The organism is Streptosporangium sp. NPDC049248 (genome assembly GCF_040678965.1).
GTDB classification, from domain to species: Bacteria; Actinomycetota; Actinomycetes; order Streptosporangiales; family Streptosporangiaceae; genus Streptosporangium; species Streptosporangium fukuiense.
Window position 1 is genome coordinate 18,153 of sequence record NZ_JBFAQY010000021.1, and the last position, 15,239, is coordinate 33,391.

The following is a 15,239-nucleotide window of genomic DNA, read 5'->3' on the forward strand; positions in this document are numbered from 1 at the left end:
GATGCTGAGAGCTCTTTTCACGGTGAGCCGTCTCGAACTGCGCGCCAGGTTCATGGACGGTACGGCGGTGCTGACCGCCCTGCTCGCCCCCGTCGTGCTGGCCTCGCTGTTCGGGTTCGCCCTCGGCGGAGACGATCCGCCCCTGCGCGCCACCGTGGGCTTCGTCGATCTCGACGGCGGGGAGTTCCCCTCCAGCGTGCGCCGGGAGGTGCTGTCTGCCAAGGAACTCGACGGCATGCTGACCCTGCGCGACCTCACGACGGAGAAGGACGCGCAGCAGACCCTCGACGACGGGGACATCGGCGCGGCGATCGTGTTCCCCCCGGGGTTCAGCCAGGACGTCGGCGCCGGACGAGGGGGGAAGGTCACCGTGCTCACCTCCCCGGAGACACCGCTGGCCGGAGTGGTCGCGAGCAGCATCGTCGACCGGATCTCCGCCCTGGTGGACGCCCGCACCCTCGCGGTCAAGGCGTCCCTCGACGCCGGCGTCCCCGCGGACAAGGTCAAGGAGTTCGTCGAGCGCAACGGCGCGAGCGGTCCGGCGCTGACCCTGGAGAGCGACCCCATGGCGGGCGGAAAGGTCGACCTGTCGGTCTACTACGGCTCCGGCATGGCCGCGCTCTTCGCCTTCTTCGTGGTCGGCACCTCGGTCAGGAGCCTGCTCACCGAGCGCAACCTCGGCACGCTCAACCGGATGCGTGCCGCGCCCATCCGGCCGTGGATCCCGATCGTGGGCAAGGGGGTGGTCGGCTTCCTGCTGGCACTGGTCAGCGTCTGCGCCGTCTGGGCCTCCTCGGTGCTGCTGTTCGGCTCCACCTGGGGTGATCCGCTCGCGGTGTTCGCGCTCTGGACCGCGCACGTGCTGGCCGCCGCCGCGATCACCATGCTGGTGGCCAGCAGGGCGAGGACCGACTCCCAGGCCGACGGGCTGATCATGGGCGTCTCCTTCGTCTTCGCGTTCCTGGGCGGCAGCCTGGTGCCGATGTACAACCTGCCGGACTTCCTGCAGAAGGTGGCGCTGTTCACCCCGAACGGCTGGACGTCGACGGGACTGACCGAGCTCGCCGGTGGCGGCGGGGGCCTGGCGGCGGTCGCCGGCCCGATCGCCGCACTCTGCGGGATGGCACTCGTGGCCGGCGGCATCGCCGCCCTCGGCTTTCGGAAAGGACTACTCGGTTGAGCCCGAGCCCGGTCAGAGCCCTGGTGGCGGCCAACCTGCGCCGTCACTCCCGCGACAAGGTGGGCCTGTTCTTCATGGTGGTCATGCCGTTCGTGACCATCCTCTTCGTCGGGATGGCCCTGGGCGGAAGCGGGTCCGGGCAGGATCGGATACCGGTCGGGGTGGTCGCGCGGGACTCCGACCCGGTGGCGACGGCCGTACTGCGCCGGCTGGAGGCCGGCCCCGACCTCGCGATCGAGCGGATGGACACCGAGGAGCAGGTGCGGTCCGGGGTGCGGACCGGCGCCCTGGCCGCAGGTCTGCTGATCCCGCCCGGGTCCACCGATCTGGAGCTGGTCATGACCCAGACCAACGGCAGCGGCATGGCGGCACGCGGCATGATCGAGGTCGCGGTCGGCAAGGTGGCCGCGGTGCTCGAAGCCGTGCGGGCGGCCGAGGCGGCGGGCGCGTCCCCGACCGAGGCCGAGGCTCTGGTGCGCAAGGCCCAGGCCTCCTCGGCCCAGGTGGCGGTGAGCACCAGCGGCGGCGCGGAGAGTTCCACGCCCCGCGGATTCGCCTACACCGCGCCCGCCAACGTGCTGCTGTTCACCTTCGTCAACTCCATGGCGGTCGCCGCGGCCCTGGCCGAGAGCCGCAGGCTGGGCATGATCCGCCGGTCCCTCGCCGGACCGGTGCGGGAGCGCTCGGTGCTGCTCGGAGAGGTGCTGAGCAGGCTCATCATCGCCGTCGTGCAGGCCTGCCTGATCATGGTGGTGAGCACGCTGATGTTCGATGTGTCCTGGGGAGACCCGGTGGGCGTCGCGGCGGTCGTCGGCTCGTTCTGCCTGGTGTCCACCGGTGCCGCGGTGCTGGTCGGCAGCCTGGTGCGGTCGCCCTCCCAAGCCCCGGCGATCGGGCCTCCGCTGGGCATCGTGCTCGGCATGCTGGGCGGCTGCCTGTGGCCGCGAGAGGTCGCGGGCGAGACCCTGAACATGATCGGCTACCTGGTCCCGCACGGCTGGGGGATGGACGCGCTGATCACTTTGACCAAACCGGGCAAGGGGCTGGGCTCGGTCCTCATCGAGGTGGCCGTACTGCTCGGGATGGCGGTGCTCCTGCTGGGCGTCTCGCTCGTGGTGTTCCGCAGGCGCATGCGCACGTCCAACTGACCGAACGCGGCACTGCGGAAAGGGGGCGGCGAATGCGCGTCCTGGTGACCGGCGGGACCGGTCTCACCGGCTCCCGTCAGGGGTGTGCGCTCACGGGCGGTGCCTCGGGGGCCGCGCCGGACCCGGCGGTCCGCACATGAAGGGCATCGTGCTGGCCGGGGGCTCGGGCACCCGGCTCCGGCCGCTGACCACGATCACCTCTAAGCACCTGCTGCCGGTCTACAACAAGCCGATGGTCTACTACCCGCTCTCGGTGCTGATGCTGGCCGGAATCCGGGAGATCCTGCTGATCAGCACCCCCGAGCACCTGCCGGGATTTCGGGCGCTGCTCGGCGACGGCTCCCGGCTGGGCCTGCGCCTGAGCTATGCCGTCCAGACCGCGCCCCGCGGGCTGGCCGACGCCCTGCTGGTCGGCGGGGAGTTCGTGGGCGACGACCCGCTGGCCCTCATCCTCGGCGACAACGTCTTCTACGGCCACGAACTCCCCTCGGTGCTCCGCGACGAGGTCGGCAAGCTCGACGGCTGCACGGTCTTCGGCTACCCGGTCGCCGATCCCGAACGGTACGGGGTGGCGGTCACCGGTGAGGAGGGCCGGCTGGTCGACATCGAGGAGAAACCGGCCCGGCCCCGGAGCAACCTCGCCGTCACCGGCCTCTACCTCTACGACAACGTCGCGCTGCGCTACGCCGCGGAGCTGACCCCTTCGGCGAGGGGCGAGTTGGAGATCACCGACCTCAACCGGCGCTTCCTCGCCGAAGGCCGCGCCCGGCTGGTCAACCTGGGCCGGGGCACGGCCTGGCTGGACACCGGCACGCCGGACAGCCTGCTGGAGGCCGGGGTCTTCGTGCAGGTGCTGGAGAAGCGGCAGGGCGTGCAGATCGCCTGCCTGGAGGAAGTGGCCTACCGGATGGGCTACATCGACGACCACGGGCTCCGCGAGCTGATCGGCCAGGTCGGGCCCGTGACGGAGGAGGGGCGCTACCTGGTCCGGGTGCTGGAAGCCGCGATATAAACCAAAGTTGACATAGGCGATCGCCTGTGTCGGGAGGGGGAGCCATGGAGCCGATGGGGCTTCTGGAGTGCAGCCCGCCGCTGGCCCGAGAGTCGCTGAACGCCCAGCAGGCCGCGGCGGTGGCGCGGGTCTTCAAGGCGCTCGGCGATCCGGTGAGGCTGCGCATCCTGTCGATCGTGGCCGCCGGTGGCGAGGCCTGCGTCTGCGACATCGCCGCGGCCTTCGAGGTCTCCCAGCCGACGGTCAGCCACCACCTCAAGGTCCTCAAGGAGGTCGGCCTGCTCACCTCCGAACGCCGCGCCTCCTGGGTCTACTACCGCGTCGTCCCCGAGTCCCTGGCGGAGCTGTCGGCCCTGCTGAACACTCCGGCCGCGGTCTGAGGCGAGGCGGCGGGTCAGGCGGCCGGGGCACGCCTAGCATGGAGGTATGCGCACCGATCCGGTGACGTTGTTCCTCTGCGGGGACGTCATGCTCGGCCGCGGCGTCGACCAGATCCTTCCGTACCCCGGTGACCCGACGCTGCGGGAGAGCCATGTCTGCGACGCTCGGACATATGTCGATCTCGCGGAGGCGGTGAACGGCCGAATTCCCCGGCCGGTCGGCTTCTCCTGGCCGTGGGGGGATGCCCTGGGGGTGCTGGAGGAGGTCGCGCCCGATACCCGGGTGGTGAACCTGGAGACGAGCGTCACCCGGAGCGATGACTTCGCGGTGGGGAAGGCCGTGAACTACCGGATGAATCCAGCCAACCTGCCCGGTCTGCTGGTCGCCCGGCCCGACGTCTGCGTGCTGGCGAACAACCACGTCATGGACTTCGGCCGACGAGGTCTGGAGGAGACGCTCGACGCCCTGGCCGACGCGGGGCTGCGGGCGGCGGGGGCGGGCCGGGAGGCGGGCGAGGCGCGGCGACCCGCGATCGTCACCGTCGAGGGCGGCGGGCGGGTCCTGGTCCTCTCCTGCGGGACGGAGTCCAGCGGCATTCCGCCGGAATGGGCGGCGGCCCCGGATCGAGGGGGTGTCGATCTCGTCTCGGAGCTGTCGGAGAGCGCCGCGGCCGAGGTGGCCGGCCGGGTGCGGCGGGTGAGGCGCCCCGGTGACGTCGCGGTTGTCTCCATCCACTGGGGCTCCAACTGGGGTTACCACGTCGCCCGGGAGCAGCGGCGCTTCGCGCACCGCCTGGTCGACGGCGGTGTCGACGTGGTGCACGGGCACTCCTCGCACCATCCCCGGCCCGTCGAGGTCTACCGGGGCAGACTCATCCTGTACGGCTGCGGTGACCTCATCGACGACTACGAGGGCATCACCGGCTATGAGGAGTACCGGGACGATCTTCGGCTGCTGTACTTCGTGTCGGTGGAACCGGAGTCGGGCAGGACGGCCGGTCTGCGGATGGTGCCCATGCGGGCCCGCCGGATGCGCCTCCGGCACGCCTCGGCCGAGGACTCCGAATGGCTGCGGGCGGTTCTCGACCGGGTCGGCCGCGACCTCGGCTCACGGGTCGACCTGGAGCCGGACGGCGCCCTCGCGCTCCGGTGGACGACATGACCGCAGGCGCCTCTCCCGAAGATCTCATCCGGGCCGTCCGGGCGGCGGGCGTCCGCGACGAGCGCCTGCTGGAGGCCGTACGCGCGACGCCGCGAGCCGGGTTCGTTCCCGCGGACCGTGTCGAGCTCGCATACTACGACGAGCCCATCCTGATCGGGCACGGGCTGGTGACCACGCAGCCCTCGCTGTCGGCAAGGATGATCGAAGGTCTCGGTCTCGGCGGGACGGAACACGTGCTTGAGATCGGCACCGGCCTCGGTTTTCAGACCGCGCTGCTCGCTCGCCTGGCCGCCGACGTCGTGACCATCGACCTGTGGGCGGATCTGGTCCGGCAGGCGCGCCGGAACCTCGCCCGGCAGGGGATCGGCAATGTCGAGCTGCTCGTCGGGGACGGCGGCCGCGGCGTGCCGGACCGCGCCCCGTACGACGGCGTCGTGGTGTCGGCCGCCTTCCCCGAGGTCCCCCCGCCGCTGGTCGAACAGCTCCGGCCCGGCGGCCGTCTGGTACAGCCCATCGGACCGGGCGGGCGGGAGGAGGTCGTCCTGTTCCAGCGCACCGTGACCGGACTTGAGCGTCGGCAGGTCCTCACGCTGGCCAGCTTCGTCCGACTTCGCGGAAGGTACGGCTTTCCTTCCTGAGCGGGTGCCCTGCCTCCCCGCGGACGGTGATCGGGAGCACGGCCTCCACGACCGTGCCGCCACCCGAGGCCGGGCCGATGGGGCGGTGCGCAGGCTGATCCTGGCCATGTTGATCGCCATCGCCATGTCGGTCAGCGCGTGGCCGAGCCCGTCGTGCGGATCCCGGCACAGGCGACGGCACTCCTCCTCGCGGACGCCGGCCACTACGGCCGCCAGCGTGTCCCCCGGTTCGATGACGGCGGTCACGGCAGTTGCCAGACGCCGGAGAGCACCGCGGCCAGGACCAGCGCCGCGCCGGCCCCCAGCCAGAGCCCGCGCCGGGCCGAGTCGCGCAGCATCGCCAGCGCTCCCGCTCCCAGGCTCAGCGCCAGCAGGTAGACCGCGTGCCAGAACGCCGACCCCGAGGCCTCCTGGAACGTCCACATGGGGGAGGTCCACAGCACGAACTCCACCAGGAAGCCGAGGAAGCGCTCGGAGCTCTGATAGACGACGTAGTTGAAACCGACCAGCACGAACATGACCGCGAACGGCACGCCCCGGTAGGGCGCCCAGCGGGCGGTCGCCGTCCCCAGCAGCGTGGCTCCGAGCACGCACAGCGGCCCGGCGGCCATCTCCCACACCGTGGGGGTACGTCCCAGATCCACCTGGAACATCAGGCAGAGGCCCAGCAGCACCGCCTGGAACAGGCCGGCCAGCACGAACGGTCCGAGGGCGGCCAGGCAGGCGGCGGCCGTACGGTGCGCGCGGTCGACCGGTGTGGTGGACAGCAACTCGTCCGTGCCCGCCCTGCGTGCCGCGGTGCCGATGAGGTTCGCGGCGAAGAACGCAGGTACGCCCCACTCCATCACCATCTGAGCGGTGATCACCCTGAAGGAGTCCTGCGGCCACTCCCAGGTGTGGCTGAAGAGCACCGCCGTCACCAGCGCGGGCCCGAGCAGGGTGAGCGGGTGGCGGAGCAGCAGCCGGAGCTCGGCGTAGGCCAGCGCGGGCACCGCGTGACGCGCGGTCGCGGGCCACCGCTCCGCGAGCCGCGACAGCACGGCCATCGCAGTGCCTCCGGCGACCGGGCCGCCGGTCAGGGTCTCCGTAACCGGCCCGGTGTCCGCCGCCCGGGGCAGGGCGCCGTGGTCGTACGTCATGCCGCCGCCTCCGCGGCCGTGCCGCCGAGCAGCAGCAGGTAGCCGTCCTCCACGGTCGGCTCGGCCAGGCGGGCACCCTCCGGAGCGGGCCCGATGTTGCGGAACAGCCCGTCACCGGTGCGCCAGGAGAGCACTCCCGACTTCTCCGCGGAGAACCAGACCCGGCCCTCGGCCAGTGCCCGGATCTCCTCGGGCGTGCCCTCGAACTCGCACCGTCCCGCCTTGAGCACGACCACCCGGTTGCAGAGGGCGGCGACGTCCTCGGTCTGGTGGGTGGAGAGCACGACGGCCCGGTCCTGCCCGATGTGCGAGATCAGTTCGCGGAACCGGAGCCGCTGCTCGGGGTCCAGGCCGACGGTCGGCTCGTCCAGCAGGATCAGCTCGGGGTCGCCGAGCAGGGTCTGCGCGATGCCCAGCCGCCGCCGCATGCCGCCGGACAGCGTCCGGATCCGCTTCCCGCTCACGGAGGTCAGCCCGACCTCCTCGATCACCCGGCGCACCTCGTCGTGCCGGGCCCGCCGCTCCACCATCTCCTTCAGGATCGCCACGTAGTCGACGAACTCGAAGACGGTGAACCCCCGCTGGTAGCCCGGCTCCTGCGGCAGGTATCCCAGCCGCCGCCGGATCTCCAGCCGGTCCCCGGCCGGGTCCCGGCCGAGCAGTCTCAGCTCGCCCTCGTCCGGTGCGAGCACGGTCGCCAGCATCCTGATCAGCGTGGTCTTACCCGCGCCGTTCGGCCCCAGCAGGCCGGTCACCCCCTTTCCCGCGGTGAAGGTGAGCCCGTCCAGGGCCCGGCCGCGACCGTAGGTCTTCACCAGACCCGCTGCCTCGATCATGAGAACTCCCTGCGGCGCGCGATGAGCAGAACGCCGGATACGAAGGTGATGGCCAGGTAGCCCGCCTGGCCAGCGCCGCCGAACATCGCCAGGCTCGGCTCGCGGAGGTTCGTGGCGACGACCACGAGCAGCCAGGTCGCGGCCACGGCCGCCCCGCAGTGGCGCGGGTCGAACCGGCTGGAAAGGACGAGGGTCAGCGAGGTCAATGCGAGCGAGGGCAGCAGCCACGCGGCCACGGTCCAGTCGTCGCCCAGCAGACCGAGGCCCATCACCAAGGCCAGCGCCGACGAGGACGTCAGCACCGCGGCGGCGCGCATCAGCATCAGCCGGAACATCGAGTACGGAGCCGCCAGGCCGATCTCGTGGGCCGGATCGCCGTCCCGGCCGAAGGCCACGGCGACTCCGGCGACCGGCAGGATCGGGGCCAGCGTGAGATAGGAGAGCAGCCCCCACCGGGTCGTCTCCCCCGAGGCCAGCGCGGCGAACAGGAGCGCCACGGTGCTGGCCGCGATCCACGGCAGGCGCAGCGAGTGGGTGGCGCCCAGCAGCCGGGCCGTGTGGTCGTGGACGCCGATCGCCCGCAGCAGCCGTTCGAACGGTCCCGGCGCGGGCGTGTCCACCGCGTCGGCCACCTCCGCCCAGACCCGGTCCAGCCGGGAGCGCGGTACCCGGGGCGCGAGCAGGCTCCGGCATTGATCGCAGGCCAGCAGGTGGGCCTCGACCGAGGCGGCCAGGGTCGGGTTCAGCTCCCCGTCGGCGTACCTGACGGCCAGGCCGTCGTCCATGTGCCAGGTGCTCATACCAGCTCCTCCCTCAACAGTGCCTTCGCTCGCATCATCCGGGTCTTGACGGTCCCGGCGGGGATGCCGAGCAGCCGACCGGCCTCCCGGGTGGTCAGCCCGTCCAGCACCGTGGCCTGGACCACCGCGCGCAGTTCCGGGGAGAGCCGGCCCATCGCCTGGCCGAGCTCGCCGTACTCGATGCCGAGCAGCACCTGCTCCTCGGCCGAGACCATGACCTGTTCGTAGGCGGGCAGTGGCACCGCCGGGCGGCGGCGGAGCTGGTCCAGCAGGCGGCGGATACCGATTCCCCAGATCCAGGCCGCGACCTCTCCCTTGCCCTTCCAGGTGCGCGCCGTACGCCAGACGGCCACGAAGGTGTCCTGGACCGCCTCGTCCACCAGCGCCGGGTCGGCGCACCGGCGGGTGAGCCGGATGACGAGCCAGGGTGCGTGCCGGGCGTAAAGGACCTCAAGGGCCCGGCGGTCCCCGTCGGTGACGGCCTCGAGCAGTCGAGCGTCCGTCCAGCTCTCGTGCTCGCTCATGGGAGCCCTTTCAACGGTGTCATGCCTCTCTGTCGCATCCGATCGCCTCAGCGGTTCATGGCGTGGAACGAACCGAATGCGGTGTCGAGCCCGACAGGTGAGGCATGAGAAGGAAAATACTGGTCTCGCTGGTGGCGCTGTCCATGGTGTGCGCTGCGACGTCGTGTTCGCGGGGAGTGCCGCTCGACGGTCCTCCGGGCACCGGGAAGATCATCATCGACGCGGACATGGGCGAGCTGAACGACGACGCGCAGGCCATGTTCCTGCTGGCCGCCGCCGAAGGGGTGGAGGTGCTCGGGGTCACGACCGTGGGCGGCAACACCTGGCCGGAGGAGGGCACCGCGTACGCGCTGCGCCAGCTGGAGCTCATCGGCAGGACCGACATCCCCGTGGTGACCGGCGAGACCAACGTGCCGGCGCCGAGGGAGGACTACGACGGGGCCCTGGACCGGCCGCGGCCGGCCTCCCACCGCGCGCTGGCCACCCCGCCGCACGGCGGCTACGCGACGACCCGGCCCGCGGCGGGCAGCGCCTCGGACTTCATCGCCGACCAGGTGGGACGCCACCCCGGCGAGGTGACCGTCTTCGCGCTCGGCCCGGCCACCAACCTGGCGCGCGCCGTACGGGAGCACCCCGAGATGGTCCCCCTGGTCAAGGAGATCGTCTATCTGGGGGCCGACACGGAGGGCGAGGAGTTCAACCGCTGGTTCGACCCCGAGGCGTCCCGGGTCGTCTTCGCCGCTCCGTTCAAACGCGAGCTGGTCGTCACGCTGGAGGCGGCGCAGCGGCTCACCCTGGACGGGAAGACCTACGAGCGGGTGGTCACGGGCCCGGAGAGCCCGGTCAGGAAGCTCTTCAAGGAGATTCAGGGACCGCTCTTCGCCGGTGACCCGGGACACCGGGCGTTCGTCTGGGACGCCGTGGCCGCGGCGGCCTTCCTCCGCCCCGAGATCGTCTCGGACACCGACGGCCGCACCGTGCTGGAGGTGGACCCGGACCGGTTCTGGGACCTCTACGTCACGCGGATCGGCTCGGCCGGGTCGCCGAGCCGAGGGCTCGAACCCTGACCTCCACCGGTCGGAGTGGAACTTTCAGATGGCCGGGAACATGCCGGAGTCGATCGGGCCTGGTAGCCCCGTGGGGCCGGGGCGGCGGGCCCGAGTGCGCTTGCGCGGGGGAGGAACCGCTCTATGGTGCGAATTATGGGAGCGCTCCCACATTAATCCGCGACCGAAAGCGGTGCCAGCATGAGGCGAACGAGAGAACGTGGAGTGCGGCGGGCCGTCATGGCGGTCCTGGCCGCCCTCGGCCTGGTCCTCACGGCCGGGGCGGTCGCCGCTCCGGCGCACGCCGACACGACGATCTGCGAGCAGTACGGCGCCACCACCATCCAGGGCGGGAAGTACCACGTCCAGAACAACAACTGGGGCGACGACACCAGGCAGTGCGTCAACGTCACGGGCCTCGGCTTCTCGGTGACGGAGGCGAGCCACGACAGGCCGACCGACGGCGCACCGGGCTCCTACCCCTCGATCTTCGCCGGCTGCCACCGCGCCCAGTGCACCTCCGGCAGCGGTCTGCCCATGCGGATCAGCGACGGCCGGTTCAACGGCATCCAGACCAGCGTGCACATGACGTATCCGAGCGGCGGCGTGTACAACGCGTCCTATGACATCTGGCTCGACCCGGCTCCCCGGACGGACGGGCAGAACACCGGTGCGGAGATCATGGTCTGGCTCAACCGGGTGGGGCCGATCCAGCCGATCGGCTCCCGAGTGGGCACGGTCAGCCTCGCCGGGGCGAGCTGGGAGGTCTGGTACGGCAACGTCGGCTGGAACGTGATCTCCTACGTCCGCACCCTGGCGACCACGTCGATCGACTTCACCGTCCGTACCTTCGTCGACGACGCGGTCAACCGTGGCCACGTTCAGCGGTCCTGGTACCTCACCAGCGTCCAGGCGGGCTTCCAGCCGTGGGTCGGCCAGACCGGCCTGGCGGTGAACAACTTCTCCTACGGCATCATCGGCGGTGGAAGCTGCTCGGCCACCGGCACCCTGTCGTACGGGGGGAACAACATCTATGCGGTCGATCCGATCAGCGTGACCAACACCGGTCCCTCCACGATCAGCGGCTGGACCGTCACCGTCACCCTGCCGGCCGGGCACAGCCTCATCGGCTCCTGGGGCGCCACCGTCACCACCAGCGGGCAGACCGTCACCGCTCGCAACCTGAGCTACAACGGCTCCCTCGCACCCGGCGCCAGTGTGAGCTTCGGCTTCCAGGCCGTCCGCCCACCCGGCGTCCCGCAGTGGCCCTCGGGCTACACCTGCGTCGCCTCCTGACCGGGTCCGGGGCGCGGCCCACCCTGGCCGTGCCCCGGACCGTCCGATGGCCGTCGCCCCCGAAGTGGATTCACCCGCTTCTTCGGCCCACGGCCCGGTAGCGCGAACAGAGGACAGGCAAGAGACTGGTCCCGATGCGCACAGCGGCGGAGGCGGGATGACGACGGCACCCATCGAACCATTCGAGGCCGCGCGACCGGGGCGGCGGCCGGAGCTGGACGCGATCCGCACCCTGGTGGTGGTCGGGCTGGTGTTCTTCCACTCGGCGCTGGTGTTCGACACCCGCGACGACTACTACGTGAAGAACGCCGAGACCACCGAGGCGACCACGATCGCCGCCGGTCTCGGCGTGGTGTGGGCGATGCCGATGCTCTTTCTCATCGCCGGTCTCGGCTCGTGGCACTCGCTGCGCCGGCGCGATCCGGCGGGGTTCGCCGCGGAGCGGCTGCTGCGGCTCGGCGTGCCGCTGGTGTTCGCGACGCTCACCATCATCCCGGTGCCGCAGTGGCTGCGGCTGCGGGCCGACCCCGCGTACCACGAGTCGTACCTGCGGTTCCTGCCGCGCTTCTTCGACGTGCGCCTGGACCTGGCGGAGTTTCCCTTCGTCGTACAGGGCGAGCACTTCGAGGCCGGGCACCTGTGGTTCGTGGTGATGTTGCTCGCGTTCGCGCTGTCGCTGGCAGCGCTGGTCCGCTGGTTTCCCCGCGACCTCGGCCGCCGGATCCGCGACCGGCTGGCCACGACGGTCCGGCGGCGCGGCGCGGTGCTGCCGGCCGGCGTCCCGATCGCGATGGTCAGCGCGCTGCTGGGCCTGGAGGAGGCGTACGCCGGCTGGAACCGCTGGGCCTACCTGCTGTTCTTCCTGTACGGATTCGTGCTCGCCGCCGACGAGCGGTTCCGGGCGGCGATGCGCCGGGACGCGGTGACGGCCGGAGTACTCGGTCTGACCCTGTTCATGATCGGCATGCCGGGGTTCCTGATCGCGGGCAACGCTCCCGGAGGCGACCCCTTCACGGACATGACCGCTCTCTCGATCGGTGTCCGCACCCTGTACGGCATGGCGGGGTGGTGCTGGCTGGTCGCGATCCTGGGACTTCTCGACCGTCGTCGCGGGGCACCGGCCGCCGCGCGGGACACGCCGGACGGCCGGGGCCGGCGGCTGTACGGCTATCTGGCCACCGCCGCGTTGCCGCTGTACGTCCTGCACCAGCCGATCGTCGTGGGGGTCGCCTACGGGGTGGTCCGCTGGGAGGCGCCGATCGTGGTCAAGTACCTCGTGATCGTCGCGGCCTCGCTCGTCCTGACCGTGGCCGCGTACGACCTGCTGGTGCGCCGCACGCGGGTGACCCGGTTCCTGTTCGGGATGCGTGGATAGGCGCCGTTCACCCGGCCGGGCTCATTCGCCGTTGCGCAGGTCGGAGAGGCGTTTCGCCGAGTAGCGGATGTCCTCGAAGCGGACGGTGCAGCCCTGGCCGGTCGGCGACTGGGCGAGGAAGCCGACCTCGGGGTCTCCGTCGAGCGCGAAGTACCTGGTGAGATGCCAGAAGCCGGTGCCGGTGGAGACGTGGAAGGCGAAGGCGGAGCCGATCCGGGAGATCCGCAGCCGCAGGTCGTCGCCCTCGGCGGTGAAGGAGTTGCAGTCGTCGGACACCCCGCGAGTCACCACGGAGACGATCGTGGGTCTGCCCTGCGGGGACATCTCCAGGCAGAACTTCGCCCAGGTGCGCTCGTCGCCGTGCAGCACCAGGACCCCGGCGTCGTAGGTGCTCAGCAGGTCGACCCTGATCCGGGCGCTCAGCGTGAAGTCCCCGTCCAGCCGCCCGACCAGGGCGGGGGCGTTGGCGAAGCGGTCGGGGCCGCCGGGGTCGGTGAACAGGTCGGTGTTCGGGCCCGCCTCGATGGCCAGCGCGTCGTCCCCGTCGACGTTCCATCCGACCGGCTGGTTCAACCAGCGCAGCGGAGCGGGGAAGGCGGGCAGAACGACCGGCCGGTTCATCAGGTACCTCCAGCGTGGAGACCTCCGCCTTCAGGCGGGGGAGGAAACGCGGCACCTTGCCGCGTTTCTGGGTGGGTGGTGTAGCCGTAGCCGTCGGCTCGTTGGAGCAGGCGGACGTGGCGGTGGCCGATGCCCTGCACGGTGCCGTACCGGGTGGTGATGTTGAAACTGCCGGTGCTGCGGACCGCGACCCGCCCGGTGTGAACTCCGGCCTTCTTGCCGGTCGGGACGGTCGCGCGGACCAGGTCGCCGGTGGCGAACCCCTTGACCTGCTTGGTCCGGGGCAGTCGCAGCCGAGGGAAACCGTAGCGGTCGGTGCGGGTGCGGGCGTAGGCGCCGCGCCCGGTCGCCTTGACCACGAGCACGGTGGACGGCCAGGTGGTCACGGTGTCGAGGTCGCCGACGTGTAGCGCGTCCAAGGTGTGGGACTTGGCGGCGCCGGTGCGGGAGCGGTTCCATTTGGTGCGCCCGCCGGAAGCGGTGTGAACGGGCAGGCCGGTGGCCTTCAGTGCCTGCCACAGTGCCCAGCGGGTGGCATTGACGGCGGCGGCGTCGCGCAGCGGAGCCTTCGCCTGCCGGAGGATCCTCGTCAGGAGGGCGGGTCTGTCCTTGAGGAACTCCTGCACGGGGGTGGCGTTCTTGGCCTGGTTACAGCCGATGCAGGCCAGGGTGAGGTTGCTGATCCGCTCAGAGCCGCCCCGGCTGCGGGGGTGGATATGGTCGAGGTTGAGCGGTACGCCGCTCACACCGCAGTACGCGCAGGTGCGCCCCCACTTGGCCAGCAGGTATTCGCGGGCCTCGTACCCGGCCAGGGTGCCCAGCTGGTACTCCGCTCCTTCGAGCGGCCGCCCGGCCGACAGGGCGTGGGTGTCGAAGGAGACCTTCTCCACGTGGACGGCGGTCACGGGCGCCCACCGGGTCAGCCGCGCCACCCACGACAGGGTGGTCTCGACGCGGTGTCGCAGCGACGGCGCGAGCCACCCTGTCGGTTTGGTGCGGTTGAGAAACCGGGGGGATCGGTAGCGCAGGTTGCGCCCCCGGCGGCCCCGGCGCAGTGCGGCCCGCGAGGTGAGCCTGTCGCGGATCAGCGCGCCTCGGTGGTCGAGCTGGATCGCATACCGTCCGGCCCGGCTCCCCTCATGGCCGGTGAACACCGCCAGGCCGGTGTGCCTGGAGCCGGGGTCGATGCCGACCTGCACGCCTTCGATGGCCGAGGCCGCCGCGTCGCGGTCCTTGAGACGGATGACGAACGGGGTGTGGCGCACCACCACCGCCCGCCCGGCCGCCAGCAGGCGACGGGCACGGGCGGGATGGCAGGGGTCGAGCGGGTGGCCGCGGCGGTCCAGGACGAACACGACCGGGTGAACCTCACGGTTCGCTCCCTCCGGCGCCGAAGCGTCCTCGGGGTGACGCCGAACGGACCGGGTGCCGGTCGGTTCGATCTCCCCTCGCCCAGGTCGAACACCAGGTACCGCCTGGCGGCGGTGTCCGTGAGCCGTTTCGTGCCCACCCTCGGGCGTGTCTGCTCCCACGGATTCGAGAGCCTGGGGCTGAGGAAGCACCCCAAGGTCGGTCTGCGATCTTGTGTTCAACGTGGCCATCAAAACGCACCTCCTTGAGCTGATGGCCAGGGCTGGTCAACGCGGGGCTTCAAAGCGCATCGCTGCACCTCAAGCCCCCTCCTTCAGGAGGGGGTCGTTGACGGGATTCTCCTTCTCGTACGGGGCGGACTCGTAACCGGAGGCTCACCGGACGTCGAGTGCGATCCGCGTCCGGCAGGTGACGCCTGACTTCCGAGCAGCTTGTGGATCATCCTTGGCGTGCCCGATGGTACCGCTCCCGTAAGGGCACATGAAAGCACCTTGTCCACTCCTCGCGTTCACCGGCGAGCATCGGCCGGGAGAAGAGGGACCGGGTTTCCCCGCTCGTCGCCGGGTAGCAGGAGGGCATGCGCATCGGAAATACGGAGATCAGGGTCCTGGGCGGCTGGGCCGGGTGCCTGACCATGATCCTTGTCTCCGTGCTGCTCTCCGTCCTGCTGACGGTCCTGCTCAACATCCTGCTCCGCTGACCGTTCACCGT

Annotated in this window: 16 protein-coding genes; 10 read left to right on the forward strand and 6 right to left on the reverse strand. The window is 71.1% G+C overall.

What is annotated here, in order from left to right; all coding sequences use genetic code 11:
• The first annotated feature begins 1 nt into the window (after nt 1).
• The 6 genes from AB0K21_RS30575 to AB0K21_RS30600 all read left to right on the forward strand — a co-directional run bounded on the left by AB0K21_RS30575 (nt 2) and on the right by AB0K21_RS30600 (nt 5,520).
• The gene (locus AB0K21_RS30575) at nt 2-1,180 is read left to right on the forward strand and encodes an ABC transporter permease (protein ID WP_343964567.1); all 1,179 of its coding nucleotides are present in this window, start codon (nt 2-4) and stop codon (nt 1,178-1,180) included.
• Nucleotides 1,177-2,328 carry an ABC transporter permease gene (locus AB0K21_RS30580; protein WP_364155157.1) on the forward strand — a complete coding sequence of 384 codons (1,152 nt, stop codon included), beginning with the start codon at nt 1,177-1,179 and terminating at the stop codon, nt 2,326-2,328. The genes AB0K21_RS30575 and AB0K21_RS30580 overlap by 4 nt, the downstream gene beginning before the upstream one ends.
• A 136-nt stretch (nt 2,329-2,464) precedes the next feature.
• Complete coding sequence (gene rfbA, locus AB0K21_RS30585; protein WP_343964571.1) at nt 2,465-3,340, forward strand: glucose-1-phosphate thymidylyltransferase RfbA; 876 nt, start codon at nt 2,465-2,467, stop codon at nt 3,338-3,340.
• Nucleotides 3,341-3,384: 44 nt separating this feature from the next.
• Nucleotides 3,385-3,720 carry a metalloregulator ArsR/SmtB family transcription factor gene (locus AB0K21_RS30590; protein WP_343964573.1) on the forward strand — a complete coding sequence of 112 codons (336 nt, stop codon included), beginning with the start codon at nt 3,385-3,387 and terminating at the stop codon, nt 3,718-3,720.
• Between the two features lie 46 nt (nt 3,721-3,766).
• Nucleotides 3,767-4,882 carry a CapA family protein gene (locus tag AB0K21_RS30595; RefSeq protein WP_343964575.1) on the forward strand — a complete coding sequence of 372 codons (1,116 nt, stop codon included), beginning with the start codon at nt 3,767-3,769 and terminating at the stop codon, nt 4,880-4,882.
• Nucleotides 4,879-5,520 carry a protein-L-isoaspartate O-methyltransferase gene (locus AB0K21_RS30600; protein ID WP_343964577.1) on the forward strand — a complete coding sequence of 214 codons (642 nt, stop codon included), beginning with the start codon at nt 4,879-4,881 and terminating at the stop codon, nt 5,518-5,520. Before AB0K21_RS30595 ends, AB0K21_RS30600 begins: the two co-directional genes overlap by 4 nt.
• A gap of 242 nt (nt 5,521-5,762) precedes the next feature.
• Here the strand turns inward: AB0K21_RS30600 and AB0K21_RS30605 are convergent, their stop codons facing one another.
• The 4 genes from AB0K21_RS30605 to AB0K21_RS30620 are packed head-to-tail and all read right to left on the reverse strand — an operon-like array spanning nt 5,763 to nt 8,819.
• Nucleotides 5,763-6,659, reverse strand: a complete 897-nt coding sequence (locus AB0K21_RS30605) for a hypothetical protein (RefSeq protein WP_364155160.1) — start codon at nt 6,657-6,659, stop codon at nt 5,763-5,765.
• Nucleotides 6,656-7,495, reverse strand: a complete 840-nt coding sequence (locus tag AB0K21_RS30610; RefSeq protein ID WP_343964581.1) for an ABC transporter ATP-binding protein — start codon at nt 7,493-7,495, stop codon at nt 6,656-6,658. The genes AB0K21_RS30605 and AB0K21_RS30610 overlap by 4 nt, the downstream gene beginning before the upstream one ends.
• On the reverse strand, nt 7,492-8,295 hold the full coding sequence (locus AB0K21_RS30615) for a zf-HC2 domain-containing protein (protein ID WP_343964584.1): 804 nt from the start codon (nt 8,293-8,295) through the stop codon (nt 7,492-7,494). The genes AB0K21_RS30610 and AB0K21_RS30615 overlap by 4 nt, the downstream gene beginning before the upstream one ends.
• A complete protein-coding gene (locus AB0K21_RS30620; protein WP_343964587.1) occupies nt 8,292-8,819 on the reverse strand; it encodes an RNA polymerase sigma factor in 528 nt (175 codons plus the stop codon). The genes AB0K21_RS30615 and AB0K21_RS30620 overlap by 4 nt, the downstream gene beginning before the upstream one ends.
• A gap of 104 nt (nt 8,820-8,923) precedes the next feature.
• Here AB0K21_RS30620 and AB0K21_RS30625 point away from each other — a divergent pair, with 104 nt between their 5' ends.
• The 3 genes from AB0K21_RS30625 (at nt 8,924) to AB0K21_RS30635 (ending at nt 12,536) form a co-directional block, all read left to right on the forward strand.
• A complete protein-coding gene (locus AB0K21_RS30625) occupies nt 8,924-9,886 on the forward strand; it encodes a nucleoside hydrolase (protein ID WP_343964589.1) in 963 nt (320 codons plus the stop codon).
• Nucleotides 9,887-10,066: 180 nt separating this feature from the next.
• Nucleotides 10,067-11,161, forward strand: coding sequence for a cellulose binding domain-containing protein (locus AB0K21_RS30630; protein ID WP_343964591.1), 1,095 nt, complete (start codon nt 10,067-10,069; stop codon nt 11,159-11,161).
• 157 nt (nt 11,162-11,318) lie between these two features.
• On the forward strand, nt 11,319-12,536 hold the full coding sequence (locus AB0K21_RS30635; protein WP_343964593.1) for an acyltransferase: 1,218 nt from the start codon (nt 11,319-11,321) through the stop codon (nt 12,534-12,536).
• 21 nt (nt 12,537-12,557) lie between these two features.
• Here the strand turns inward: AB0K21_RS30635 and AB0K21_RS30640 are convergent, their stop codons facing one another.
• Together AB0K21_RS30640 and iscB are read right to left on the reverse strand one after the other, a co-directional pair.
• Nucleotides 12,558-13,157: a DUF1349 domain-containing protein gene (locus AB0K21_RS30640; RefSeq protein ID WP_343964595.1), complete on the reverse strand. Its 600-nt coding sequence runs from the start codon at nt 13,155-13,157 to the stop codon at nt 12,558-12,560.
• Nucleotides 13,157-14,512: an RNA-guided endonuclease IscB gene (gene iscB / locus AB0K21_RS30645; RefSeq protein WP_364155165.1), complete on the reverse strand. Its 1,356-nt coding sequence runs from the start codon at nt 14,510-14,512 to the stop codon at nt 13,157-13,159. The genes AB0K21_RS30640 and iscB overlap by 1 nt, the downstream gene beginning before the upstream one ends.
• 593 nt (nt 14,513-15,105) lie before the next feature.
• On the opposite strand from iscB, the gene AB0K21_RS30650 reads away from it, so the two are divergent.
• Nucleotides 15,106-15,228 (forward strand): hypothetical protein, encoded by a 123-nt coding sequence (locus AB0K21_RS30650; RefSeq protein ID WP_343964598.1) that lies wholly within the window; start codon nt 15,106-15,108, stop codon nt 15,226-15,228.
• Nucleotides 15,229-15,239 lie beyond the last annotated feature (11 nt).